The organism is Paraburkholderia solisilvae (genome assembly GCF_902859875.1).
GTDB classification, from domain to species: domain Bacteria; phylum Pseudomonadota; class Gammaproteobacteria; order Burkholderiales; family Burkholderiaceae; genus Paraburkholderia; species Paraburkholderia solisilvae.
In genome coordinates this window covers 196,062-219,212 of the sequence record NZ_CADIKF010000001.1, presented here as the reverse complement: position 1 = coordinate 219,212, position 23,151 = coordinate 196,062, and the positions used below count along the sequence as shown (strand labels likewise).

Genomic DNA, 23,151 nt, shown 5'->3' with positions numbered 1-23,151 from the left:
ACGATGATGATAGAGCGATGCGGCGATGGCGGCCAGGCCGATGCTGCGACGCGAACAACGAACACCGACCGGTGACCAGCGCATCCGCTCACATCCGTGGTGCACCACGCGTGCTCGCAGTCACGAACGCGGTGCATCAAACGCGTCCCCCGACCGACACGCGCCCGACACAAAGCGTGACACACGGCTCATCACAAAGCTCACCACCATCGCGCCGCCTCGCGCCAACGCCGCTTCAGATCAGATGTTCCAAACCCGGCATGCATCATGCTTCGACCATCGTCTCGTCTATTTCTGCACCATTCGTGTCCCCTTCACTATGCTTGAATCGGCATCGGACTTGCCATCGACCGACACCATGCGTGAAGCGCACACCCACGGAATCGTCGAACAGCGGATCGAACCCAGCACGCGCCGCACGCGCACGGACAACCGATGAACATGACCTCCTCCTATGACAAGACCCACGCATTGCATGCAGCCGAACACGTCGACCCCGCGCGCCTGATCGGCGCGATCGATGCACTCGCAACGATCGGTGCACGCAGCGACGGCGGCGTCGATCGCCCCGCGCTATCGGCACTCGACATCGAAGCACGCCGAACGTTGATCGAGCGCGCGCAAACGCTCGGCTGCACCGTCACCACCGACGCATGCGCGAACCTGTTTTTCCGCCGCGCCGGCGATGAAGATCTACCACCCGTGATGACCGGCAGCCATATCGACACGCAGCCCACCGGCGGCCGGCTCGACGGCGCGTACGGCGTGCTGGCCGGCTTCGAGTGTCTCGCGGCGCTCGCCGACGCGGGCGTGCGCACACGCCGCCCGCTTGAAGTCGCGATCTGGACCAACGAGGAAGGCTCGCGCTTCCAGCCCGGCGCGATGGGCTCGAGCACGTTCGTCGATCCGGCACGGCTCGACGGCTTTCGCACGGTGCGCGACGCCGCGGGCGTCACGTTCGGCGCCACACTCGACGCGCATCGCACCGCCTTCCCCGCGCTCGATACGCGCGCGCCGCAACACGCGCATGCGTTTATCGAATTGCATATCGAACAGGGGCCGCTGCTCGAACTGGCCGATACACCGCTCGGCGTGGTGACCGGTATTCAGGGCGTGCGCTGGCATTCGGTGCGCTGCATGGGCGCAGCCGCGCACGCCGGCACGACGCCGATGGCGGTGCGGCGCGACGCGATGACGCTCGCGGTCCGCGTGCGCGGCGCAATCGAAGCATGCGCGCTCGCGCTCGGCGGCGACGCCGCGCGCATCACGTTCGGCAGCTGGAACATCGAGCCGAACTCGATCAACACGATTCCGTCGACGGTGACCTTCACCGTCGACTTCCGTCATCCCGACCCCGCGGTGCTCGCGCGCTTCGATGCGGCGCTCAAGAATTGCCTCGCGCCGCACGGCGCCGATGTGCGTCTGGAACCGCTGTTCGAGCACGCCCCCGTGCATTTCGCCGATACCGCGATCGCAAGGGTGCACGAGGCCTGCGATGCGCTCGGCGCGCGCTCCCAGCCAATCGTCTCCGGCGCGTTTCACGACGCGCTGCATCTCGCGAAGGTTTGCGCGACCGCGATGATCTTCGTGCCCAGCCGCGGCGGCATCAGCCACAACCCGCTCGAAGCGACCGACGACGCCGACCTCGTGCTCGGCACGCGCGCGCTGGCGCACTGCCTCGTCGAGCTATGCAACGAAGCGCGCTGAGCCACTCGCTGCCAGTCGACCACCCATATGAGCGAGCCCGCTTTTCCGCCCCGCTACCCGACCCCAAGGACCCCGCGATGACCGCCACCCCCCATTCCCACACCGAAGCCGCGATCCACGCGCACGACGACAACGGCAGTGCGCTCGGCGAAAACGCCACGCTGCACGAGCCGATTTCGGCCGACGGCACACCCGAACCCGGCCGCACGTATACGGTTCCGGCGCGCTGCGGCCGCGCGGTGCGTGTGAAAACCGGCCAGACGATCCGCGTCACGAACACCCATGGCACGCAGGTTTGCGATACGTGGATCTTCAACGCCGCGCATCTGAACGAGTTCCTGTCGTTCGAGCACACGCGCGCGTATATCGACAAGCTGATTCCGCAGCCCGGCGATCCGCTCGTGACAAACCAGCGCCGCCCGATCGCCGAACTCATCGCGGACACGTCGCCGGGCGTGCACGACACGCTGATCGCCGCATGCGACCTGCACCGCTACAAGAATTTCGGCGTGACCGGCTATCACGACAACTGCGCGGACAACATGCGGCTCGCGCTGAAGGCGATCGGCCTGCGTGCCCGCGAAGTGCCGCAGCCGTTCAATCTGTGGATGAACATTCCGGTGAAGTCCGACTATTCGATCGAGTGGCTGCCGCCGGTATCGAAGGCCGGCGACTATGTGGACATCAAGGCGGTAATGGATTGCGTGGTCGTGTTCTCGGCGTGCCCGCAGGATATCGTGCCGATCAATGCACTGAACCCGGTCGAAGTGGAGTTCAAGGTACTCGCGTAACGGGAAGTACGGTCAGCCACCGCGCGGATACCGCAATGGCGGCACGCGGCCCGCGCACGGCACGCGCGCGACACACGTCAGCATGGCGGGCACCACGGCCGTGCCGGGCCGCCCCGCCCCGTCCGCGCACGCAATCCATGCGCACCATCGCCGCTCAATCTTGAGGCAAGCGGAACGGCACCACGCTGTTGTCATTGGTCGCTTCGACGAGCCGGATCAGTTGCAGCATAAACAGATCGCGCTCGGCGGGCGGCAGATGTTCGATCGTGCGGTCATGCGCGCGCTGCACCGCGGGCGCCATCTTCGCGACGAGGCGCTTGCCCTGCCGCGTCAGCTTGACGAGCTTCACGCGCCGGTCATAGTCCGCCTGGCGGCGCTCGATCAGCCCGCGTCCCTGCAAACGCGGCATCACTTCCGCCACGCTCGACCGCTCGAGCCCGATTTCGACCGCAAGCGAGTTCTGATCGATTTCGCCGAGCGCATCGAGCGCGGTCAGCAAGCTGTATTGCACCGGCGTGACGTCGAAGTCAGCCGTTTCTTCGGCGAACAGAAAACCGTGAATCTGATGCATGCGGCGAATCAGAAAGCCCGGCCGGCTAAAGAGCGGCGAGCGCGCCTGCCATGCACGCAGTTCTTCGCGCACCGAGCGCGTGGCGGTTTCATCGTTGATGGTGGTCGACATAGGTTGCTTTCCCTCGCGAACGCGCGGCCGCATGGCCACGTCGTGCGAATCGCTGCATGACTGGACGGACTGCATTCTAACGAAAGCACAGCGCGGAAAATAATCGGGGTACACCACGCTATTCACCACAATCATGCGCCACGCGTTGATCCGGTGCACGCGCGCACCGCACACGCATGACCGCTGTGCATACGCGCGCGCCAACCCGAACGCATGCAATTGCCGTGCAACCTGCGCGCGGCCCGCGCCGGCACCGTCAACGGCGCACCAGGTGCAATCTGCTCATCGACCGGCACGGTATTTGCGGTACACCACGCATTTTCCCAGACCCCCTACCGACCCCGTTACCTATGATGACCCAGGTTCTCCTGAAAGGCGGCCGTGTGATCGATCCCGCAGCCGGCGTCGACGCGATCCTCGACATCCTCGTCGACGGCCCGCGCATTGCCGCGATCGGCCCGGATCTCGCCGCCACCGCACCGATCACCGAGATCGTCGACTGCGAGGACAAGCTCGTGCTGCCGGGCCTGATCGATACGCATGCGCACGTTTATCAGTATGTGACCGGCCGTTTCGGACTGAACCCGGATATGTGCGGCGTGCGCTCCGGCGTCACGACGCTGGTCGATCAGGGCGGCCCGAGCTGCATCACGGTTCCGGGGTTCCGGCATTTCATCGCGCAGCCGTCGAAGACGCGCGTGCTCGCGTTTATTTCCGCGTATATCGTCGGCGGCCTCGAAGGGCACTATTACCCGGAGCTTTATCGGCCTGAATGCCTCGATGCCGCGGCGACCGTCAAGGCCGCGCACGCGAATACCGACCTCGTGAAGGGCGTGAAGGCGCATGCCGAGATCGGCGGCTTCGCGCGCTGGGGGCTCGACGTGATGAAGATCGCCGCGCAGATCGGCCGCGACGCGCAACTGCCGGTCTACATCCACTTCGGGCAACTGTGGCCGAAGCCGCAACGCGGCGGCCTGCCGGTCAATCCGGACTCGATCTTCAACCAGGTCGTCGACACGCTGAAGCCCGGCGATATTCTCGCGCACCCGTTCAGCCGCCATCCGGGCGGCTTCGTCGAAGAAAACGGCAAGCTGCATCCGCTCGTGCCGGAAGCGATTGCGCGCGGCCTGAAGGTCGACGTCGGCCATGGTTCGCACTTCAGCTTCAAGACCGCGCGCGTCGTGCTCGACGCGGGCGTCGTGCCCGATACGCTCGGCGCGGACATGCACGGCTACAACACGCATCTGCCCGCGCCGGCCGGCACGCCGGACAGTCACCCGGACGAAGAGCACTCGTTCCTCGGCCGCACGCAGTTCAGCCTCGTCAGCGCGATGACCAGCATGCTCGCGCTCGGCCTGCCGCTCGACCACGTGGTGCGAATGGTCACGTCGAACGCGGCAAAGATGATCGGCATGGCAGGCGAACTCGGCACGCTGAAAGTGGGCGGCGTCGCGGACATCAGCGTGCTCGACGACCGGCGCGGCCGCTGGGTGCTGGAAGACAACGAAGGCACGCAAATCGTCACCGACCGCATGCTCTCGCCGGTGCTGTGCGTACGCGACGGCGTGCGCTACGACGCGAACTCGCCGAGCCTGCCGCTCGCGCGGGCCGCTTGAGCGGCGCTCCGGCGAAGTGTTCACGCCACGCCATGCCACGCCGCGAGGAATTCCGCAAATGATCAAACGCCCCTCACCGCAGCCGCCCGACCGCCCGCAAGGCATCGGCGCGTCGCTCACACGCAAGGAAGACGCGCGCTTCATGCACGGGCGCGGCGAATACGTCGGCAATATCCGCATGGTCGGCATGCTCGACGTCGCGTTCGTGCGCAGCCCGATCGCACACGGCCATATCGTCGGCATCGAAAAGCCGGCGGGACTTGAACACGCGGTCTACACGCACGGCGATCTCGACGGCGTGCAGCCGATCGTCGCGAACTCGGCGCTGCCGGGGTTCAAGTCGTCGGAACAGCCGGTGCTCGCGCGCGGCAAGGTCCGTCAGGTCGGCGAGATGATCGCGATGTGTGTCGCCGCGACGCGCGCCGAAGCGGAAGATATCGCCGCGCAGGTATTCGTCGACTTCGAGGAGCTGCCGGCCGTCGTCGATATGCTGGACGCGCGTCGCGAAGGCGCCACGCTCGTGCACGACCATTGGGGCGACAACGTCTTTCTCGAAACCTTCGTCGATGTCGCGGCGGCCACGGCAAGCGAGACCGACCTCGACGAAATCCGCAAAAACGCGCCGATTCGCGTACAGCGCACGCTGCGCACATCGCGCCAGAGCATGGCGCCGATGGAAGGCCGCGGCGTCGTCGCGCATTGGGACAAGCGCCTCGCGCAGTTAGTCGTGTACACGTCCGCGCAGATGCCGCATATCAACCGCACGGGCCTCGCACAGTGCCTCGGCCTCGACGAAGGGCAACTGCGCGTGATCGCGCCGGACGTCGGCGGCGGCTTCGGCTACAAGGGCATTCTGCTGCCCGAGGAAGTGTGCTGCGGCTGGCTGGCGATGCGGCTCGAGCGGCCGGTCCGCTGGCTCGAAGACCGCCGCGAGCAATTGACCGCGAACGCCAACTGCCGCGAGCACGACTACGACATCACCGCCTATGCGGCGCGCGACGGGCGTCTGATCGCCGTCGAATGCGAAGCGACCGTCGATTCCGGCGCGTATTCGTCGTATCCGTTTTCCGCGTGCCTCGAAGCGGCGCAGGTCGGCAGCATTCTGCCCGGGCCGTACAAGATGGACCGTTACCGCTGCCGCACCTGGTCGGTCGCGACCAACAAGCCGCCGATCCTGCCGTATCGCGGCGTCGCGCGCACCGGCGTCTGCTACGCGATCGAAACGATGATGGACGCGATCGCGGTGGCCGCCGGCCTCGAACCGCATGAAGTGCGGCTGCGCAATCTCGTCGAGCCGCATGAAATGCCGTTCGACAACATCACGAACAAGCACTTCGACAGCGGCAATTATCCGGAAGCGGTGCGCCGCGCGGTCGCGGCCATCGATCTGCCCGCGGTGCGCGCGCGACAGCGACGCGGCGAACCCGATGGACGCCGCATCGGCTTCGGCATCGCGGTGTTCTGCGAACAGGGGGCGCACGGCACCTCCGTCTATCACGGCTGGGGCATTCCGATGGTGCCGGGCCGCGAGCCCGCGGTGCTGCGCCTCACGCCCGACGGCGTGCTCGAAGTGCGCGCGGGCGTTCACTCGCACGGCCAGAGCATGGAGACGACGCTCGCGCAGATCGCGCACGACGTGCTCGGCATCGACACGGACCGCGTGCGCGTCGTGCTCGGCGATACCGGCGTCACGCCGTACTCGACCGGCACCTGGGGTTCGCGCTCGATCGTGATGGCCGGCGGCGCGGTTGGGCAGGCAGCGAAGGAACTGAAGGAACGCCTGCTGAAAATCGGTGCGTGGCTGCTCAAAGCGCCGGTCGATAACGTGACGTGGCAGCAAGGCGCGGCCGTCGGCCCCGATGGCGCACGCTGCACGCTCGGGCAGATCGCGCACACGTGGTACCTGAAACCGCAGCTGCTGCCGCCCGACGTCGATCCGCGCGGCCTCGAGGTCGCGACCAGCTATCAGGCGAAGCGCGACACCGGCACGTTCAGCTACGCGTGCCATGCGGTCGTCGTCGCCGTCGATACCGCGCTTGGGCTGACCGAGATTCTCGATTACGTGATTGTCGAAGACGGCGGCGTGCTGATCAATCCGATGGTGGTCGACGGCCAGGTGTATGGCGGCGCGGCGCAAGGCATCGGCACCGCGCTCTACGAAGCGATGCCGTACAGCGAAGACGGCCAGCCGCTGGCCTCGACGCTCGCCGACTATCTGCTGCCCGGCGCGACCGAAGTGCCGCCGATCCGTATCGAGCATATGGAAACGCCGGCTCCCTATACCGAGTTCGGCCAGAAAGGCATCGGCGAATCCGGCGCGATCGGCTCGACCGCGGCGCTCGCGAACGCGGTCAACGATGCGCTGCGCCCGCTCGGCGCCGAAGTCACGCGCCTGCCGATCTCGCCGCGCGCGGTGCTCGAAGCGATTGCGCAGGCCGCCGCCGCGCGTGCGGATGTTGCGAAAGGAGTGCCCGCATGAAAGCCGCCGCATTCGACTATGAAAAGCCGGCCGGTTGCGACGAAGCGGTGCGCGTCGTCGCAGCGAGCGCGGGCGCCGGCAAGTTCGTCGCCGGCAGCCAGTCGCTCGGGCCGATGATGAACCTGCGCTTCGCGCAGCCCGAACTGCTGGTCGACGTGCGCGGCATCGCGGCGCTGCGCGCCTGCCGCGACGAAGGCGCGTACGGCGTGCTCGGCGCGGCGATCACGCATGCGCAGATCGAAGACCGCGCCGTCGACGACTACACGCAAGGGTTGATGGCCTATGTCGCACGCGGCATCGCGTATCGCGCGGTGCGCAATCGCGGGACGCTCGGCGGCAGCCTCGCGCACGCGGACCCGGCCGCCGACTGGATCAATGTGATGCGCGGCCTCGACGCGGACTTTCTGGTGGTGGGCGGAAGCGGTGAACGCGTCGTCAACAGTGAAGACTGGATGTCCGGTGCATTCACGACCGCACTCGAACCCGACGAGATCCTCACCGGCGTACGCATCAGAAAGCTCAGCGCCGGAGCCCGCTGGAGCTACTACAAGTTCAACCACAAGCCCGGCGAGTTCGCCGAAGCGATCGCGCTTTTCATCGACGATGCCGCCGCCGGTGTATGCCGCGCGGTGATCGGCGCGCTCGACGGCCCGCCGCATCTGATTGCCGACGCGCGCGCGCTGCTCGACGACCCCACGTCCGCGGCCCTTGAACCGCCGCTGCGCGACGCGGGCCTCGAACCCGGCAGCTACGAATACCAGGTGCATCACGTCGCGCTCGAACGCGCGGCCGCGACGCTCCGCACTGACGGCAGGAATACGCCATGACCGACGCGCGCAAAAAGCCGCTGCAACTCACCGTGAACGACGCGCCCGTCGCCGCGTTCGTCGAACCGCGCACGCATCTCGCCGATTTCCTGCGCGAGGCGCAACTGCTGACCGGCACCAATATCGGCTGCGAACAGGGCGTGTGCGGCGCGTGCACGGTGCAGATCGACGGCGCGCCGGCCCGCTCGTGCATCACGCCGGCAATCGCGTGCGCGGGTGCGCACGTGCGCACCATCGAAGGCTTCGACGACGACGCGCTGATGAACGAACTGCGCGCCGCATTCTCGGCCGAGCATGCGCTGCAATGCGGCTATTGCACGCCGGGGATGATCGTCACCGCGCGCGACATCGTGACCCGCCTGCCCGACGCCGACGACGCGCGCGTGCGCTACGAACTCGCGGGCAATCTATGCCGCTGCACCGGCTATGTCGGCATTGTCCGCGCGATTCGCCGCGTGCTCGATGCGCGTCGCGCGGCGAGCACCCGGCCGCTCGCCGCCGCTGCCGCCGTCACTGCCACGGCCGCCTGACACTTTCGCTCGCGAGGCTCAATGGAAATCGAACAAAGCTTTACCGTCGCCTATCCGCTCGACGACGTATGGGCATCGTTTCACGATACGTCCGGCATCGTCGCGTGCCTGCCCGGCGCATCGCTCACCGCGCCGCCCGATAACGGCGCGCTCAAACTGGCGATGACCGTCAAGCTCGGCCCGATCGTCGCGAGCTTCGCCGGCGACGGCGCGATCACGCTCGACGAAAACAGCAGATGTGGCAGCGTCAGCGGCGGCGGCGTCGACCGCAAGAGCGCATCGCGCGTGAAAGGCGTCGCCGGGTTTGCATTGCATGCCACTGCGCCTGACGAAACGCGCGTCGACGTGAAGGTTGACTACACCATCGCCGGCAGTCTCGCGCAGTTTTCGCGCGGCGGCATCGTGAAGGAACTCGCGACGCGTCTGACCGAAGCGTTCGCGCAGAATCTCAAAACGAAGCTCGATACGCAAAGCGCGAACGCTGCATCCGCGCTGGCGCCTACGCCGGCGCCAACCGCGGAGCGGCAGACATCGGTTCCCGAGGCGCGCACCGAAGCACAGCAGATCGCACCCGCCAATGCCGACGCAGCGCCCACGTCGGCCGCGGCGCCGGCGATCGCATCCGTGGACACGCCGCACACGCTGAACACGCCCGCGCCTGCCGCGACGCGCGCGACGAACGACGCGACACCGCACACGCAGCCTGCCGTCGCCGCCTCGTCGCCCCCAACCGCGCCACCCGCTGCTCGCGTCGCGCAGCCGGCCAACGCACCGCTCGACCTCGGCAATCTGTTCTGGAAAATGCTGTGGTCGCGCATCCGCGGCTGGCTGCGCGTCCGCGCGAGTTCGCGGTAACCCGAAATGAACATACCCGTGACAACCGACGCCAACCACCCGGCACTCGAACGTCTGTACGCCGTCCGTCCGCACTGGCAACGCGTGGCGCGCGCCCGCGACGCGCTCGGACTGCCCGACTTCACGCTGCTGCACGCGGGCCCGCCGTATGCGGACCCCTGCGATCCGGCCGCACCGGTGTTGTCGTCGGCGGTGTTGTGCTGCCTGTACGAAAACTGGGCAACGACCGAAGCGCAGGCCGAGCAGCTGATCGCGAGCGGTCAGGTCCGGCTGGTCGCCGCGCAATCGTTCGGCGTGGTCACACCGCTTGCCGCGGTCATCTCGCCGTCGACGACGCTTGTTGAAGTCGCGGACCCGCAAGCCCCATCGCGCCGCGCATGGTCGCTTCTCGGCAGCGGCACGGGCGCGCAGATCCGCTTCGGCAGCCGCAACCCCGCGGTGCTGCCGCGACTTGCATGGCGCGACACGCTGCTCGCGTCCGCGCTCACCGCTGCGCTCGAGCGCAGCGGCCCGATCGACCTGTTCACGCATGCGGCGGCCGGCCTCGCCGGCGGTGACGATCTGCATGCGCGCACCACGGCGGCCACTGCTTCATTGCGCGCGCAACTATCGCCGCATATCGCCGAGTTGCCGGTCGATGCAATGCTGGCCGATACGCCGCTGTTCTTTCTGACACTGTGGATGGCCGCGTGTCACCTGATGATGTCCGCGGCGGCGGACGGCGCCGACCCGGCGGCCAGCCTGGTTATCGCGCTGGCCGGCAATGGCCGCGATGTCGGCGTACGGGTCGCGGGCGACCCGCACGCATGGACCACACAGCCGGCCGCCGCGCCGGCGGGACCGCGCCTCGCTCATACCGCGGATGCGATCGCCGCGCCGCTGACCGGCGACAGCGGCGTGATCGACGCCGCCGGCTTCGGCGCACACGCGTTCGCGCTCGCACCCGAACCCGCGCACGCATTTGCGACGTGGCTGCCGGCCGGCTGGCAGGATGCGCAACCTACCCTTTTCCCAGGCGCGCATCCGGCATTCCCAATGTTGCGTTGCGCCCTCGACGCAGCCGCCGTTGCCGACAGAAGCCTCGCACCGCTCGCCGCCATCGCGATGATCGGCGCGGACGGCCGCACCGGTCTCGTGGGCCGCGGCGTCTACGCAGCGCCGGTTGCGCTGTTCGAAGCCGCTTTGCGAAACCACTAACTCCGCGCATTGCCTGGTTTGCACGCCGGCCGCTTTTTCTGCGAGACTGAACGCAGATTCGCCCGCAACCGCTTCATTGCCTTGAACATGCTGATCAACGACCCCGCCACGCACGCCGCCGTCAGCGCCGCATTCGACGCTTATGAGACCGCGCTCACAACCAACGATGTCGCGATGCTCGACGCGCTGTTCTGGAACAGTCCGCATACGTTGCGCTACGGCGCAACGGAGAACCTGGTTGGATATGACGAAATCCGTGCGTTTCGTGCACAGCGGCCAGGCGGCGACCTGATGCGCACCGTGGTCGAGCGCTCGATCACGACTTTCGGTCACGACTATGCGGTCGCGAACATCACGTTCACACGCGACGGCGAAGCGCGCATCGGCCGCCAGTCGCAGACCTGGGTGAAGATTGGCGAACACTGGCGCGTGGTCGCCGCACACGTTAGCTGGATGGAAAAATGACACAGGACATGCTGCTTGAACCGGGCCTGAACGGCGCCTTCGTTCGCGACGGCTTCGGCGCCCTGCCGGTCGCGCTGGCCGCGAAACTCGCGCCGCCGCTTGCCGCTGTGCCCGCGCCTGCTCCGCATCATGCCGCGCAAGCCGCGTCGCAACACGCGGCGCGCGCGCCGCTCGCCGGCCAGCGCCTCGCGGTCAAGGACGTATTCGACGTCGAAGGGCTGCGCACCGGCGGCGGCAACCCGACGTGGGCCGCGCAACAACCGCTCGCGAAATCCACCGCGCTCGTCGTGGAAAGGCTGCTCGAGCAGGGCGCACAGTGGGTCGGCAAAACCGTCACCGACGAGCTGACCTACAGCCTCGCCGGCGTCAATGTCCATTACGGCATGCCGCGCAATCCGGCCAATCCGCGCCGGATACCCGGCGGTTCGTCGTCGGGTTCGGCGGTCGCGGTCGCCGCCGGCCACGCGGACATCGGCCTTGGCACCGACTGCGGCGGCTCGGTGCGGCTGCCTGCGAGTTACTGCGGCATCTGGGGCATCCGGCCGACGCACGGCCGCATCGCCGCCAACGGCTGCTTCACGCTCGCGCACAGCTTCGATACGATCGGCTGGCTCACCCGCGATGGCGCGCTGCTCACCGACGTGTTCAACGTGCTCGCGCACAGCACGACGCAGGCATTGCCCGCACGCGTGATGCTGTGCCTGCCCGACGACCTCGTGACCTTGCTGCATGTGCGCGTGCGGGCCGCGTTCGCGACCGCATTCGATACGCTGTCCGGGCGCTTCGAAACCAGCCTGCTGACATCGGCCAGCCTCGCGCCCGAAGCGTGGTCGCAATGTTTCCGCGTGCTGCAGGCGGCCGAAATCGCGCAACAGCATGGCGCGTGGGCGATGCGGCATCTCGATAGTTTCGGCGACGACGTCCGCGCGCGCCTGAAGGCCGCGGTCACGATCAGCGACGCGCAAGTGCATGCCGCGAACCGCATGCGCAGCGATGCGATCCGTACGCTCGCGCGCATCTTCGACGAACCGGACACCTATATCGTGATGCCGACGCTGCCGTGGATCGCGCCGCTGATCGGCACCTCCGGCGCGGAAATCGACGAAGTGCGGGTGCGCTCGCAGCAGATGCTGTCCCTCGCCGGGCTGGCCGGCTTGCCGCAGGTCAGCCTGCCGTGGGCATCGTTCGACGGTGCGCCGCTCGGGCTGTCGGTGATCGGCACGCGCGGCGACGACGAAGGCGTGCTTGCGGTGGCGCGCGCGGTGCACGACATGCTGGCAAGCGCGCAGACGGACGGCTGATGATGTGTCCGACTGCGCTGCGATTGCGCGTCTGATTGCGCGTGCAACTACGCATCAGACTGCGCGTCGCTCCGCTTGCGTTCGCGTCTGATCGGTGTGCGGCTCAATTCGTTGTTCGTATCGACGAGCCGCACCAGGTACGCCATAAACTGCTTGCGGTCTTTTTCCGGCAACGCGGCGAGCGTACGTTCGTGCGCGCGCTCGACGCCGGTTTCGAGCCGCGCCAGCAGCGCGCGCCCGATATCGGTCAATTCCGCAACCTTCTTGCGTTTATCCGTGCGCGACCCGCGCCGCTGAATAAAGCGCCGCTCGGCAAGCCGTGCGATCACGTCCGCGGTATTCGCACGATCGAGCCCGACTGCATTCGACAGCGCGATCTGCTCGGACGGTCCCATCTGATCGAGCGCGGTCAGGATGCTGTATTGCACCGGCGTGATGCCTTCCGGCGCGCACTCCTCGATAAACAGCGCGACGTGAATCTGATGCAGACGGCGAATCAGAAAGCCGGGCCGCGCGTCGAGCGAGGTATGCCGCCATTCGGACGCGTCGGCCGCATGCGCCGGCGCGGCGGCGGCATGTGCGGCCGTTCGCTTGCTGGAGGCGCGGACGGTCATGGCGCGGCGGTGTTCGCCGGAACACGCCAGGCGATGGTTTCAGTCATGGTCAACGCTCCTCTCGTTCGCGATTTCGTCAGTACACATCGTATCAGGAAGATGCGCTGCGGCGGCGCATCTCGCGACATATCTCGCAGCGCGTTTTCCACGAGTTCGCCGGACGGCGCGCCACGCTCGCAGCGAGCGTTCAAAACAGCGCCGCCGCACCGTCCAAACAAGTGCAAAACGCGCAGCGCAGCGTGCATTGCCGCGACGCTTTGGTGCGCTGTGCGCGCGCCCCGCCGGTTCTCCTGACGCACGTCACGCGCGCGCATCGCGCCGCCCGCGTGAGACCGGTCACTGGCATGTCATTTGCATCGTCGCGACACGAACTCGTCAGTGTGCAAACAAAAATCGCTGCTCGCAGCGATGCTTGATCGACCGCCGCATCCAACCGCAAAGGGGAAACACATGCCGTCCCGTATTTATCGAGTGAACGCCCTTCCGGCGAAACCGCGCGCCGCCGCGCGTCGTGCCGTCGTGCTTACGCTGTTCGCGGCGCTCGCCGCAGCCGGCCTCGGCCTCGGCTTCACGCAACCCGCGCACGCGGCAAGCGCCGACGAGATCAAGGCGCGCGGCTATCTGACGGTGGCGACCGAAGACGACTTCAAGCCGTTCGAATTCGTCGACGACGGCAAGCCGACCGGCTACGACAACGAAATGCTCGCGCTCGTGAAGAAGAAGCTGCCGGTCGAGGTGCGCCAGCAGATCATGCCGTGGCCGGGCATTCTGCCGGGCGTAACGACCGGCAAGTACGACATGGCGGTGACCGCGGTGCTGGTCACGCCGGAGCGCAAGAACACGTTCGACTTCACGACGCCGCTCGTCGAATCGACGACTTACTACGCGACGAAGAAAGGCTCGAGCATCAAGTCGGGCGACGATCTGGTCGGCAAGGTGGTCGGCGCGCAAACCGGCAGCGCGATGCTCGCGGACCTGAAAGCGTATGACGAGGAACTGAAGAAGAAGCACGGCGGCCAGGGCATCAAGCAGATCGTCGAATATCAGTCGTATCCGGAGGCGTATCAGGATCTCGGCGTCGGGCGCCTCGACGCGGTTGCGAATACGCAGATCAATCTGAACTCGCTGATCAAGACGCGCCCCGACACGTTCGTGCTCGGCCAGAAACTCGGCCAGCCGGTGTATATCGCGTGGGCGGTGAAAAAAGGCAACAGCGCCGCGCTGCAGATGATCAACGCGGTGCTGTTCGATCTGCGCAAGAGCGGCGAGATGTACCAGATGCAGAAGAAGTGGTTCGGCGCGAGCTTCGAATCGATGCCGCAGTCGATCAACTGATTCTGTAGACGAGCCTGCCCGATGACCGCATTCGACTACTGGAGCATTACCCGCGGCGCGCTCGCGACGATCTCGCTGTCGCTCGCGAGCATCGTGCTCGGCGTGCCGCTCGGCCTCGCGCTCGCGCTGATCCGCTGGGCGCGCGTGCCGGTGCTCGACCGCGCGGTGTACTCGTACGTGAGCATCGTGCGCTCGTGTCCGACGGTCACGCTGACGCTGCTGATCTTCTTCGCGCTGCCGCAATTCGGCCTCTCGCTCGACCCCGTGCCCGCCGCGATCGTCGCGCTGACGATCAGCACCGCCGCGTTCAATTGCGAGGTGTGGCGCAGCGCGCTGGTCGCGTTTCCGCGCGATCAGTACGACGCGGCGCTGTCGTTCGCGATGCCGCGCTTCACGCGCATGCGCCGCATCGTGCTGCCGCAGGTCTGGCGCGCGAGCCTGCCGGGCCTCGTCAACGAGATGACGCTGCAGATCAAGTCGACGCCGGCGGTGGCGGTCATCGGCATTGTCGAAATCACGCGCGCGGCGCTGCGCGTCGGCTCGAACACGTATGAACCGCTGCCGCCGTTCGTGTTCGCACTGGTGCTGTATGGCGTGATCGTGTATGCGCTGCTGCGCGTGCAGCGCGTGATCGAATCGCGCACGCGGCAAGGAGAAGCCGCATGATTCACGACTTCGCGACCATCTGGTCGCAGCGCGCCGACGTGCTGTCCGGCTTGCTCAACACGGTGATTCTGCTGACCTGCTCCGCACTCGCATCGCTCGTGCTCGGCGCGCTGCTCACGCCGCTCCTGATGTCCAAACGCAAGGCGATCGCGCGCGCGGCCACCGCCTATGTCGATGCGATGCGCTGCGCGCCGTTCCTGCTGTTCGTCTACCTGATCTATTTCGGCCTGCCGACACTCGGCATCAGCCTGTCGAACTGGTGGGCCGGTGCGATTGCGCTGATCCTGTACAACACCGCGTATATGGCGGAGTTGCTGCGCGGCGCGTGGCGCGAACTGCCCGTTGCGTTGATCGAATCGGGCAAGGCGTTCGGCTTTTCCGGCTTCACGCTGCTGCGCCGGATCATCCTGCCGCCAATCTTTCTGCGCGCGATGCCGATGATCGGCAACCAGATTATCCAGATCGTGAAGGACAGTGCGTTCCTCACTGTGATCGCCGTCAACGAGCTCACGCATGAAATGACCGGCATCCAGTCCACCTACTTCATTCCGTTCGCGGCCTTCGTCACGGCCGTGCTGCTCTACTGGTGCGTGTGCCTCGCGATCGAGGCCGGCACCGGCATGCTGAACCAACTCGCTGAGGAACGCCGCGCGTGAACTCCCCTTCTGCTTCGTGGGCCGCTGAAAAAACCACGCAGGCCCTGCACCAGGCCGCACTCGCCGCACAGGACGATGCGCGCCCCGTCGTGATGCTGAACGGTGTCTCGAAGTCGTTCGGCGACAATACGGTGCTGCGCGATGTCTCGCTCAACGTCGCGCAAGGCGAAACGATCTGCCTGCTCGGACCGTCCGGCTGCGGCAAGTCGACGCTGCTTCGCTGCGTCAACTGGCTCGAGACGCCCGATGCGGGCAGCGTGCATATCTCCGGCAAACGGATGGGCGTGCGCGACAACACGCGCATCAAGATGAGCGATGCGGACCTCGCGCAGATGCGCGCGAAGATCGGCATGGTGTTCCAGCACTTCGCGCTGTGGCCGCATATGACGGTCATCGAAAACGTGATGGAAGCGCCGCTGCATGTCTTGAAACGCGACCGCGCGACGGTGCGTTCGGAAGCGGAAGCGCTGCTTGCGCGCGTGGGCCTGGCCGACAAGCGCGACCAGTTTCCGTCGCGCCTCTCGGGCGGCCAGAAGCAGCGCGTCGGCATCGCCCGCGCGCTCGCGATGAAGCCCGACGTGCTGCTGTTCGACGAGCCGACCAGCGCGCTCGATCCGGAACTGGTCGGCGAAGTGCTCGCGGTGATGAAGTCGCTCGCCGCGGAGGGCGCGACGATGATCATCGTCACGCATGAGATGGAATTTGCACGCCAGGTCGCGACGCGCGTGGTGTTTATGGATGGCGGACAGATTGTGGAGAGCGCGCCGCCGGATCAGTTCTTCAGCGCGCCAGCGTCGCTGCGGGCGCAGCAGTTTCTGGCGCGGTTCAACAAGGGGTAGAAAAACGCTTCACGGATGGTCGGCGCAGGCGGGTTTGTTCTCGAATGTGCGTTCCCGAATGTGTGTTCTCGCGCCTGCTCCCGAATCGAATATCAGGTGTGCTCATGCATCGCGGCATGTTCGTCCGCGGCCTTCCTTGCCTGCTCTTTCGCCATGTGATGCCCCACCGCGCAACCGACGATCGCCCCGGCAACCGCATGGTGCCCTGCCACGTGCCCCGCGACGGCGCCAACGGCAGCCCCTTTGAGACAGCCCGCCGCCATCACCTGACCGGCGCCGAGGTTCAGTGCCACTGCAACCGCTATATAAATCGCTTTCTTCATTGCTGCTCTTCTTCCTTGTGGATCGTTCCCAACGGGATGCGAAACATCGACTTAAAGTTTGTACGGTACACGCACGCCAGGTTCATCTGCAGGAAAGTCCTTCGTGTTGCGCGAAACCAGCAACAGCGAATTGACCTGGGCTGACGCCCAGACAATCGCATCGGGCAGGCGAATCCGCTTGTGCTTGCGGATCTCGACCGCACGATTCGCAATCGCGGTGTCCAGTGCGATTACGTCGAATGATCCAAGCCATGCACGAATTGCTGCCTCGTCATCCGGCGTTGTCCCAACGAGAACCTCCATCCAGGTAATCGTGCTGATCGCTTTGTACTCGTATCGTGCAAGCTCTTTTTTCGCTGCGCTGACGCCACCAAGATAGTCGATCAGAATGTTGGTGTCGAAAAGAGCCTTTACCATTCCGCGCGCAGTTCCTGCTGGTACTCGAGGCCATCGACCTTTTTGCGCTTCCACAGACCGAAAACGTCGGCCCCAAGCGCCGCCTTGTGCTGCGAGATATACGCCTCGATCGCATCACGGATGACGGCGGCACGCGGGCGTTGCTCAGCCGCCACGAGTACCGCCAACTCTTCGACCTGCGAGTCGGGCAAATCAACCAGGATTCGACTCATTGGCATCTCCATTTCATGATATACATATCGTATATCATTCGATGCCTCTCTGCAAGCTGATCGCGGATAGCGCCAAGGCACGCGGAAAGCGCGGCGCGCAACGGCCGCCGCGCACTGTGGCCTTGCGGCTGACTTCCCCGCTACTTCCGGTCGACAATAATCCGGTCAAACGTGCCGCCATCCGCGAAATGCACCTGTTGCGCGTTCTGCCAGTTGCCGAACACCTGTTCGACCGTAAACGTCCTGATCGGCTTGAACTCGCTCGCGTGCTTCGCCAGCACCGCCGGATCCGTCGGCCGCAGATGATGCTTCGCGATAATCTCCTGCCCGGCCGGCGAATACAGGAAGTCGACAAACGCCTGCGCTTCCTTGCGGGTGCCGCGCTTGTCGACCACCTTATCGACCACCGCGACCGGCGGCGCCGCAAGAATGCTCATCGACGGATACACGACATCGAAACCGCCGCCGCCCACGCCGCTGTCGATCAGCGCCACCTCGTTCTCGAACGTCACCAGCACGTCGCCGATGCCGCGCTGCGTAAACGTGGTGGTCGCGCCGCGTCCGCCGGTATCGAGCACCGGCACATTGCGGAAAATCGCTTTCTCGAAGTCGAGCGCCTGCGCATCGGTGCCGCCGTGCAGCTTTCGATAGCCCCACGCCGCCAGATACGAATAGCGGCCGTTGCCCGCCGTCTTCGGATTCGGAATCACAACCTGCACACCGGGTTTCGCGAGATCGTCCCAGTCCTGGATGTGTTTCGGGTTGCCCTTGCGCACGAGAAACACCATCGTCGTCGTGTACGGCGCGCTATCGTGCGGCAGCCGCGTGCGCCAGTTCTCCGGCAGCAGGTGCCCTTGCTGCGCGAGCAGATCGATATCGTTCTGCTGGTTCATCGTCACGACGTCGGCCGGCAGGCCTTGCAGCACCGACAGCGCCTGTGCGCTCGATGCGCCGTGCGACTGGCGCACGGTGACGGTCTCGCCGGTCTTCTGCCTGTATTCGGCGGTGAAGGCCGGATCGATGTCCTTGTAGAGCTCGCGCGCCACGTCATACGACACGTTGAGCAGCGTGGTGTCCGCGTGCGCCGCTTGCGGCGCGCCGTGCCATAACGCCAGTACTGCTGCCGCAGCGAACGCAGCGCGCCCGGCCGTCATTCGACGTGCTTGAGCCGTCTTACCAGTCATGTGTTCTCCGTTGAAGGTCGCGAAACAGGCGTCATTCTCGCTGACGGCTGCGCATTGCGCAGCCGGTCGCCCGCTATTATTCGCGAAGCCGCTTCACGGATGTTGGGAAAGCGGCATGCCGTCGGCGCCCGCATAGAAGACGATCAGCGTGACCGGGCTGTCGCCGGTCATGCCGCGATGCACGCTGCCGACCGTTTCGGGCAGCACCTGCCCGGCTTTGACGGTCTGCTTCTCGCCGTTTTGCTTTTCAACGGTAAGCTCGCCGCTTTCCACATAGCCGGCATTCGGCATCGGATGCGTATGCCACGGCAGCACCGAATGCGCGGGAACCTCGATCTTCAACACCGACAGTTGCGGTTGCCCCGACGGGTAGGCCTTGTAGCGCGAGCCGTCCCATGCGTTGTCCGTTTTCAGCAAGGTTTCGACCTTGATCCCGGCGGCAGGCTGCTGCTGCGCGAAGGCGCCGCTCGCGAACGTGATGCCGATGCTGGCGATCAGTGCGGCAAGCGCACCGGCAAGCGTTGCGCGCACCAACGGGCGACGGGCATCCGGAGAACGGCGGGACAGACAGGACAAGCGGGACAGGTGTGACAGGCGGGAAGAAGCGCGGTCGTCGAAACGGTACGAGGCAGAAGAAAAGCGGACACGGGAAGCAACAACGGTTTGCATGATTTCGTTCACTCCATGAAGGCGGACAAGGCGGTTCGAGCGGAGCCGGGTTCGAGCGAACCGGCGTCATCGAAGCCGCACATCGAATGAAACGTCCGGCATGGATCGTTCATTCCCTTCAATGTGTGCCGAAGCGGGCGGCGGCGGCCCGAACCTGCCGGCCGCGCGCCGTCCCGCGTGTTACTCCCGATGGTGGCGCGTCAGCGCAGCGACACCCACGCGTCGCCAAGACCTTCGGTAATCGACGCCGCGTCGAACCGGTACGCCATCAGCGCCGCCAGGCCGCGCCGGCCGTCGATCGACGCCGGCGCGCTGGTGAAGCCGTGCTTGGCCATCAGCGCCGCCTCGATCGCATCGGCGGCCGCCTTGCCGACCTCGAGCGCCGCGAGCGGCTCCCCGGCATTGTGCGCGAGCCCGGCCGCCTGGGTCGCCGCAATGCCGAGCGCGTGGCGCACGCGCGTCTCGTCGAGCTTCAGCAGCCGTGCGACCGCCAGCGCCGCGCCGAGCACGCCGAGCGCCGACGCGACATTCCAGCGCGCGCGAAACTCGTCGCTGTCCACGGCGTTGCGAATGCGCAGCGCGGCTTCGATCCCGATCGCGGCAGCCGCGGCCAGCTCTTCGGCATCCGCCGACAGCAGCTCGCCGACCGCGACCACCGCCGCCAGCACCGGCGTCGCCGTCGATGCCGGCTGCTCGTTGGCGAGCGTCGCGCCAAGCGCCCACGCCTGCACGCGCGTGTCTTTCGGGCCGCTGCCCTGCGACCGCAGCAACGCGGCGGTCTGCCGGCCCGCGTGACTCAGCGACCCGAGCTTCGATTGCGCATGCGCGACGGCACGCGCAGCGGCGGCAACAGCCGGCGCGCCCTGTTCGGCGAGCGGCGCCGACGCGAACTTGACGAGTGCGTCGGAAACGGCGGAATGAGCGGCGGGGTTATGCATGATTCGATTCCTTCGTCGGTGTGCAAAGCGCGAAAAGCGCATCGAGATTCTGCGCGTCGGCGAGACCGTCGACCACCGCGGTCAGCTTCAACGCCGTACCGTCGCCGAGCAGCGGATCCACCAGCAAACGCACCTTGTTGAACAGTTCGTCTTCGGTGAGCGGACGCGCCAGACTGCCGCGCGCATGCTCGACATGATGTTTGACAGCCGTGCCATCCTTCAGGCGCGCTTCGATAAATACCTCGTCGCGGTTCACCGACGTATCGGGCGCGAGCGTCGTCTTCGCGCGCACCGCTCTCACGTCGTCCTGCACGACGCGTGCGTCTTCATACTGCGCGATGCCGACCACCTTGTCGCACAACGCCGCGGCCACGCCGTGAATCGCGCTGAAGCGCGCCTGCAAGCCGTCCTTCGGCTGCGGGTTGCCCATCAGTTCGGGCACGAGCGGATGGCAGCGCAGCGTGATCGTTTCGATATCCGCCGGGTTCGCGATCTTCTCCGACAGCGCCAGCCCGCCGTCGATCGCCGGATGCGCGACGATCCCGCACGGATACGGCTTGTAAGTGTTGAAAAGCAGTTCCCAGCGCTCGCCGAAGCCGCCGTTCATCAGCTCGAAATCGACCTTGGTCGACATCGAATGCGAATAGCCGCCCTGCGCTTCGAAGATATCCGCTTGCGCCTTCTGCCCTTGCTGCGCAAGACGCGCGGCCGCGATGCCGTTGGCGGCCGCCTTGCCCGGATGAAACGGCTTGGTCATCGTGCCGAACGCTTCGCGATGGCCGACGAACATCGACGCGGCAATGCCCACCGCGTGCTCGAGCTGCTGCGCATCGAGGCCGAGCAGCAGGCTCGCGGTGACCGCGCAGCCGATCACGCCGCAGGTGCCGGTGATATGCCAGCCGCGGTCATAGTGTTCAGGCGAAATCGACACGCCGACGCGCAACTGCGACTCGCAGCCGAGCGCGAACGCGGTGAGCGCCTGCGCACCGGCCGGCTTCGTTTCCGGCGCGAGCGCGCTCAGCACCGCGAGAATCGACGCGGCCGGGTGAATCACCGTCGCGAGATGCGTGTCGTCGAAATCGTCGAGATGGCCGGCGAAACCCGTGGCGAGCGCCGAAAAATGGACATCGACGCGCTCGGTGCGGCCCGGCACTGGCGCCAGCGCCGCGACGCGCAGGTCGCGCGCGGCGCCGAGAATCGCGTCCACACCCGGATGGCGCGACGCGCCAATCGACGTTCCGACCACATTGATAAACGAACGCTGGGCCTCCCGTTGAACCGCGGAAGGTAGCGGACGCTGCGCGAGCGCATGCAGGCCCTGCGCAAATGCGGCGGCGGCAAAACTCATTGAGACAACTCCTCGAGACGAACGCCGTTGGTCTTCGGGCCGAGCACGCTGACCATCACGACGATCACTAACATGGCTGACGAAATCAGCACGAACACGGCGGTCACGCCCGACTGCTTGAGCAGCGCCGCCACCCAGAAACCGACGAAAATCGAACTGACCCGGCTCCAGCTGAACACGAAGCCGACCGCGCGGGCGCGGATGCGGGTCGGATACAGCTCGGCCTGGTACGTATGGAAAATGCCGATCAGCCAGTTGTTCGCGATCGTCACCGCGCAGCCGCACAGCAGGATCATCGCGGGCTCGCGCGCCTGGCCGAACAGCACGCCGGCGACCGCGACGACCAGCGCGCAACCGACCAGTTGCCACTTGCGCTCGAGCCGCTCCGCGCAGGTCATCGCGCCGAGCGCGCCGAGCGGCGTCGCGAACGCAATCACCATCGTGTAGAGCAGCGAGTGCGTGAGCGTGATGCCCTTCGAGAACAGCAGCACCGGCACCCATGAGCCGAAGCCGTACACGCCGAAGGTCTGACAGAAATTGAAGAGCGACAGCATGATCGTGCGCGGCAGATAGCGGCCCTTCCACATCTCGCCCCACGAGCCTTTCTGCCGGTTGGCCGCGGGTGCGTGCGCATCCGCGTCGGCCTGCGGCGCCGAAAGCGGCCGGCCGGTTTCCCCGACCACGCGGGCTTCGATCGCATCGACGATCGCGTGGGCTTCGGCGTGCCGTCCCTTGCTTTCGAGCCAGCGCGGCGACTCGGGCAGGCCGCGCCGCACGAACCAGATCGCGATCGCGCCGGCCGAGCCGATGATCATCACCCAGCGCCAGCCCTCGAGGCCGAGCACCGTTTGCGGCACGAGCGCATAAGCCAGCACCGCGACCACCGGCACCGACGTCAGGATCACGAGAATGCTGAACGCCATGTAGCGGCCGCGCGTCTTGTACGGCGTGAGTTCGGAGATGTACGTATCGACCGTCAGCAGTTGCACGCCGATGCCCGCGCCGGCGATAAAGCGCCACCCGTCGAGCGCCTCCGGCGAAGTCTGGAAAGCCGCGATGAAGGTCGCGATCGAGTAGATCACCATCGCCGCGGTGAACACCGCGCGGCGGCCGTAGCGGTCCGTGATGCCGCCGAGCGCCACCGTGCCGATGAACATGCCGGCGAAGAACGAGCCGAGAAAGCTCGCGAAACCGTTGATGTCGAACAGCCCCGCGGTGGTCGCGCGATACAGGCCGCTGTGAATCAGTCCGAGCGACACATACGCTGCCATAAAAAGTTCATAGAACTCGAACCAGCCGCCGACTGCGATGCGCGCGACCAGCCCCCTGAAATAACGCGTGGGCGGCAGCCGGTCGAGGCGGGCCGAGACGCTCGCATTGCCATACCCGGACCTCGCGAGCTCTTTGTCCATATACATCGACGTCTCCTGTCAATGAAATGCGTGTGTTTTGATTTGCTTTTAGTGTCGACACTTGAAGTGAGTATGGTGGTACTTTTCA

25 protein-coding genes are annotated in these 23,151 nt (G+C 66.2%); 15 read left to right on the top strand and 10 right to left on the bottom strand.

The annotated features are described in order from the left end of the window. Window positions 1-40 precede the first annotated feature (40 nt). The 3 genes from HV675_RS01050 (at window position 41) to HV675_RS01040 (ending at window position 2,498) form a co-directional block, all read left to right on the top strand. On the top strand, window positions 41-439 hold the full coding sequence (locus tag HV675_RS01050) for a hypothetical protein (RefSeq protein WP_175108873.1): 399 nt from the start codon (window positions 41-43) through the stop codon (window positions 437-439). After that, window positions 436-1,707, top strand: a complete 1,272-nt coding sequence (locus tag HV675_RS01045; protein WP_217477987.1) for a M20 family metallo-hydrolase — start codon at window positions 436-438, stop codon at window positions 1,705-1,707. Before HV675_RS01050 ends, HV675_RS01045 begins: the two co-directional genes overlap by 4 nt. Window positions 1,708-1,784: 77 nt before the next feature. Then, window positions 1,785-2,498, top strand: coding sequence for a DUF1989 domain-containing protein (locus HV675_RS01040; RefSeq protein WP_175108872.1), 714 nt, complete (start codon window positions 1,785-1,787; stop codon window positions 2,496-2,498). 154 nt (window positions 2,499-2,652) lie between these two features. Here HV675_RS01040 and HV675_RS01035 read toward each other — a convergent pair whose 3' ends face one another. Further along, window positions 2,653-3,180, bottom strand: coding sequence for a MarR family winged helix-turn-helix transcriptional regulator (locus HV675_RS01035; protein ID WP_175108871.1), 528 nt, complete (start codon window positions 3,178-3,180; stop codon window positions 2,653-2,655). Window positions 3,181-3,533: 353 nt separating this feature from the next. Here HV675_RS01035 and HV675_RS01030 point away from each other — a divergent pair, with 353 nt between their 5' ends. The 8 genes from HV675_RS01030 to HV675_RS00995 all read left to right on the top strand — a co-directional run bounded on the left by HV675_RS01030 (window position 3,534) and on the right by HV675_RS00995 (window position 12,450). Then, window positions 3,534-4,796, top strand: a complete 1,263-nt coding sequence (locus HV675_RS01030) for an amidohydrolase/deacetylase family metallohydrolase (RefSeq protein WP_175108970.1) — start codon at window positions 3,534-3,536, stop codon at window positions 4,794-4,796. Between the two features lie 58 nt (window positions 4,797-4,854). Then, on the top strand, window positions 4,855-7,275 hold the full coding sequence (locus tag HV675_RS01025; protein WP_175108870.1) for a xanthine dehydrogenase family protein molybdopterin-binding subunit: 2,421 nt from the start codon (window positions 4,855-4,857) through the stop codon (window positions 7,273-7,275). Next, window positions 7,272-8,102 carry an FAD binding domain-containing protein gene (locus HV675_RS01020; RefSeq protein ID WP_175108869.1) on the top strand — a complete coding sequence of 277 codons (831 nt, stop codon included), beginning with the start codon at window positions 7,272-7,274 and terminating at the stop codon, window positions 8,100-8,102. Before HV675_RS01025 ends, HV675_RS01020 begins: the two co-directional genes overlap by 4 nt. Further along, on the top strand, window positions 8,099-8,632 hold the full coding sequence (locus HV675_RS01015; RefSeq protein ID WP_175108868.1) for a (2Fe-2S)-binding protein: 534 nt from the start codon (window positions 8,099-8,101) through the stop codon (window positions 8,630-8,632). Before HV675_RS01020 ends, HV675_RS01015 begins: the two co-directional genes overlap by 4 nt. A gap of 21 nt (window positions 8,633-8,653) precedes the next feature. Then, window positions 8,654-9,487 (top strand): SRPBCC domain-containing protein, encoded by an 834-nt coding sequence (locus HV675_RS01010; RefSeq protein WP_175108867.1) that lies wholly within the window; start codon window positions 8,654-8,656, stop codon window positions 9,485-9,487. 18 nt (window positions 9,488-9,505) lie between these two features. Continuing rightward, a complete protein-coding gene (locus HV675_RS01005; RefSeq protein ID WP_246270035.1) occupies window positions 9,506-10,684 on the top strand; it encodes an oxamate carbamoyltransferase subunit AllG family protein in 1,179 nt (392 codons plus the stop codon). Between the two features lie 87 nt (window positions 10,685-10,771). After that, window positions 10,772-11,149, top strand: a complete 378-nt coding sequence (gene hpxZ / locus HV675_RS01000; protein WP_175108865.1) for an oxalurate catabolism protein HpxZ — start codon at window positions 10,772-10,774, stop codon at window positions 11,147-11,149. Further along, the gene (locus HV675_RS00995) at window positions 11,146-12,450 is read left to right on the top strand and encodes an amidase (protein ID WP_175108864.1); all 1,305 of its coding nucleotides are present in this window, start codon (window positions 11,146-11,148) and stop codon (window positions 12,448-12,450) included. The genes hpxZ and HV675_RS00995 overlap by 4 nt, the downstream gene beginning before the upstream one ends. A 47-nt stretch (window positions 12,451-12,497) precedes the next feature. On the opposite strand, the gene HV675_RS00990 is transcribed toward HV675_RS00995, so the two are convergent. Beyond that, a complete protein-coding gene (locus HV675_RS00990; RefSeq protein WP_175108863.1) occupies window positions 12,498-13,064 on the bottom strand; it encodes a MarR family winged helix-turn-helix transcriptional regulator in 567 nt (188 codons plus the stop codon). Between the two features lie 450 nt (window positions 13,065-13,514). Here HV675_RS00990 and HV675_RS00985 point away from each other — a divergent pair, with 450 nt between their 5' ends. The 4 genes from HV675_RS00985 to HV675_RS00970 all read left to right on the top strand — a co-directional run bounded on the left by HV675_RS00985 (window position 13,515) and on the right by HV675_RS00970 (window position 16,560). After that, on the top strand, window positions 13,515-14,399 hold the full coding sequence (locus tag HV675_RS00985) for a transporter substrate-binding domain-containing protein (RefSeq protein WP_175108862.1): 885 nt from the start codon (window positions 13,515-13,517) through the stop codon (window positions 14,397-14,399). 21 nt (window positions 14,400-14,420) lie between these two features. After that, complete coding sequence (locus HV675_RS00980; protein ID WP_175108861.1) at window positions 14,421-15,065, top strand: amino acid ABC transporter permease; 645 nt, start codon at window positions 14,421-14,423, stop codon at window positions 15,063-15,065. Further along, complete coding sequence (locus HV675_RS00975; protein ID WP_175108860.1) at window positions 15,062-15,721, top strand: amino acid ABC transporter permease; 660 nt, start codon at window positions 15,062-15,064, stop codon at window positions 15,719-15,721. Before HV675_RS00980 ends, HV675_RS00975 begins: the two co-directional genes overlap by 4 nt. A 92-nt stretch (window positions 15,722-15,813) precedes the next feature. Beyond that, complete coding sequence (locus HV675_RS00970) at window positions 15,814-16,560, top strand: amino acid ABC transporter ATP-binding protein (protein ID WP_175108969.1); 747 nt, start codon at window positions 15,814-15,816, stop codon at window positions 16,558-16,560. Window positions 16,561-16,652: 92 nt separating this feature from the next. Here the strand turns inward: HV675_RS00970 and HV675_RS00965 are convergent, their stop codons facing one another. The 8 genes from HV675_RS00965 to HV675_RS00930 form a co-directional block, all read right to left on the bottom strand. Further along, window positions 16,653-16,883, bottom strand: coding sequence for a hypothetical protein (locus tag HV675_RS00965; protein WP_175108859.1), 231 nt, complete (start codon window positions 16,881-16,883; stop codon window positions 16,653-16,655). A 51-nt stretch (window positions 16,884-16,934) separates the two neighbouring features. Beyond that, window positions 16,935-17,300: a type II toxin-antitoxin system VapC family toxin gene (locus HV675_RS00960; RefSeq protein WP_175108858.1), complete on the bottom strand. Its 366-nt coding sequence runs from the start codon at window positions 17,298-17,300 to the stop codon at window positions 16,935-16,937. Then, window positions 17,294-17,512 (bottom strand): ribbon-helix-helix protein, CopG family, encoded by a 219-nt coding sequence (locus HV675_RS00955; RefSeq protein ID WP_175108857.1) that lies wholly within the window; start codon window positions 17,510-17,512, stop codon window positions 17,294-17,296. The genes HV675_RS00960 and HV675_RS00955 overlap by 7 nt, the downstream gene beginning before the upstream one ends. A 140-nt stretch (window positions 17,513-17,652) precedes the next feature. Beyond that, window positions 17,653-18,696 (bottom strand): sulfate ABC transporter substrate-binding protein, encoded by a 1,044-nt coding sequence (locus HV675_RS00950; protein ID WP_175108856.1) that lies wholly within the window; start codon window positions 18,694-18,696, stop codon window positions 17,653-17,655. Between the two features lie 93 nt (window positions 18,697-18,789). After that, window positions 18,790-19,227, bottom strand: a complete 438-nt coding sequence (locus HV675_RS00945; RefSeq protein WP_246270048.1) for a cupin domain-containing protein — start codon at window positions 19,225-19,227, stop codon at window positions 18,790-18,792. A 338-nt stretch (window positions 19,228-19,565) separates the two neighbouring features. Further along, window positions 19,566-20,303, bottom strand: a complete 738-nt coding sequence (locus HV675_RS00940; RefSeq protein ID WP_175108854.1) for an MmgE/PrpD family protein — start codon at window positions 20,301-20,303, stop codon at window positions 19,566-19,568. Then, window positions 20,296-21,651 (bottom strand): MmgE/PrpD family protein, encoded by a 1,356-nt coding sequence (locus HV675_RS00935; RefSeq protein WP_175108853.1) that lies wholly within the window; start codon window positions 21,649-21,651, stop codon window positions 20,296-20,298. Before HV675_RS00935 ends, HV675_RS00940 begins: the two co-directional genes overlap by 8 nt. Then, window positions 21,648-23,069 carry an MFS transporter gene (locus HV675_RS00930; protein ID WP_175108852.1) on the bottom strand — a complete coding sequence of 474 codons (1,422 nt, stop codon included), beginning with the start codon at window positions 23,067-23,069 and terminating at the stop codon, window positions 21,648-21,650. Before HV675_RS00930 ends, HV675_RS00935 begins: the two co-directional genes overlap by 4 nt. Window positions 23,070-23,151 lie beyond the last annotated feature (82 nt).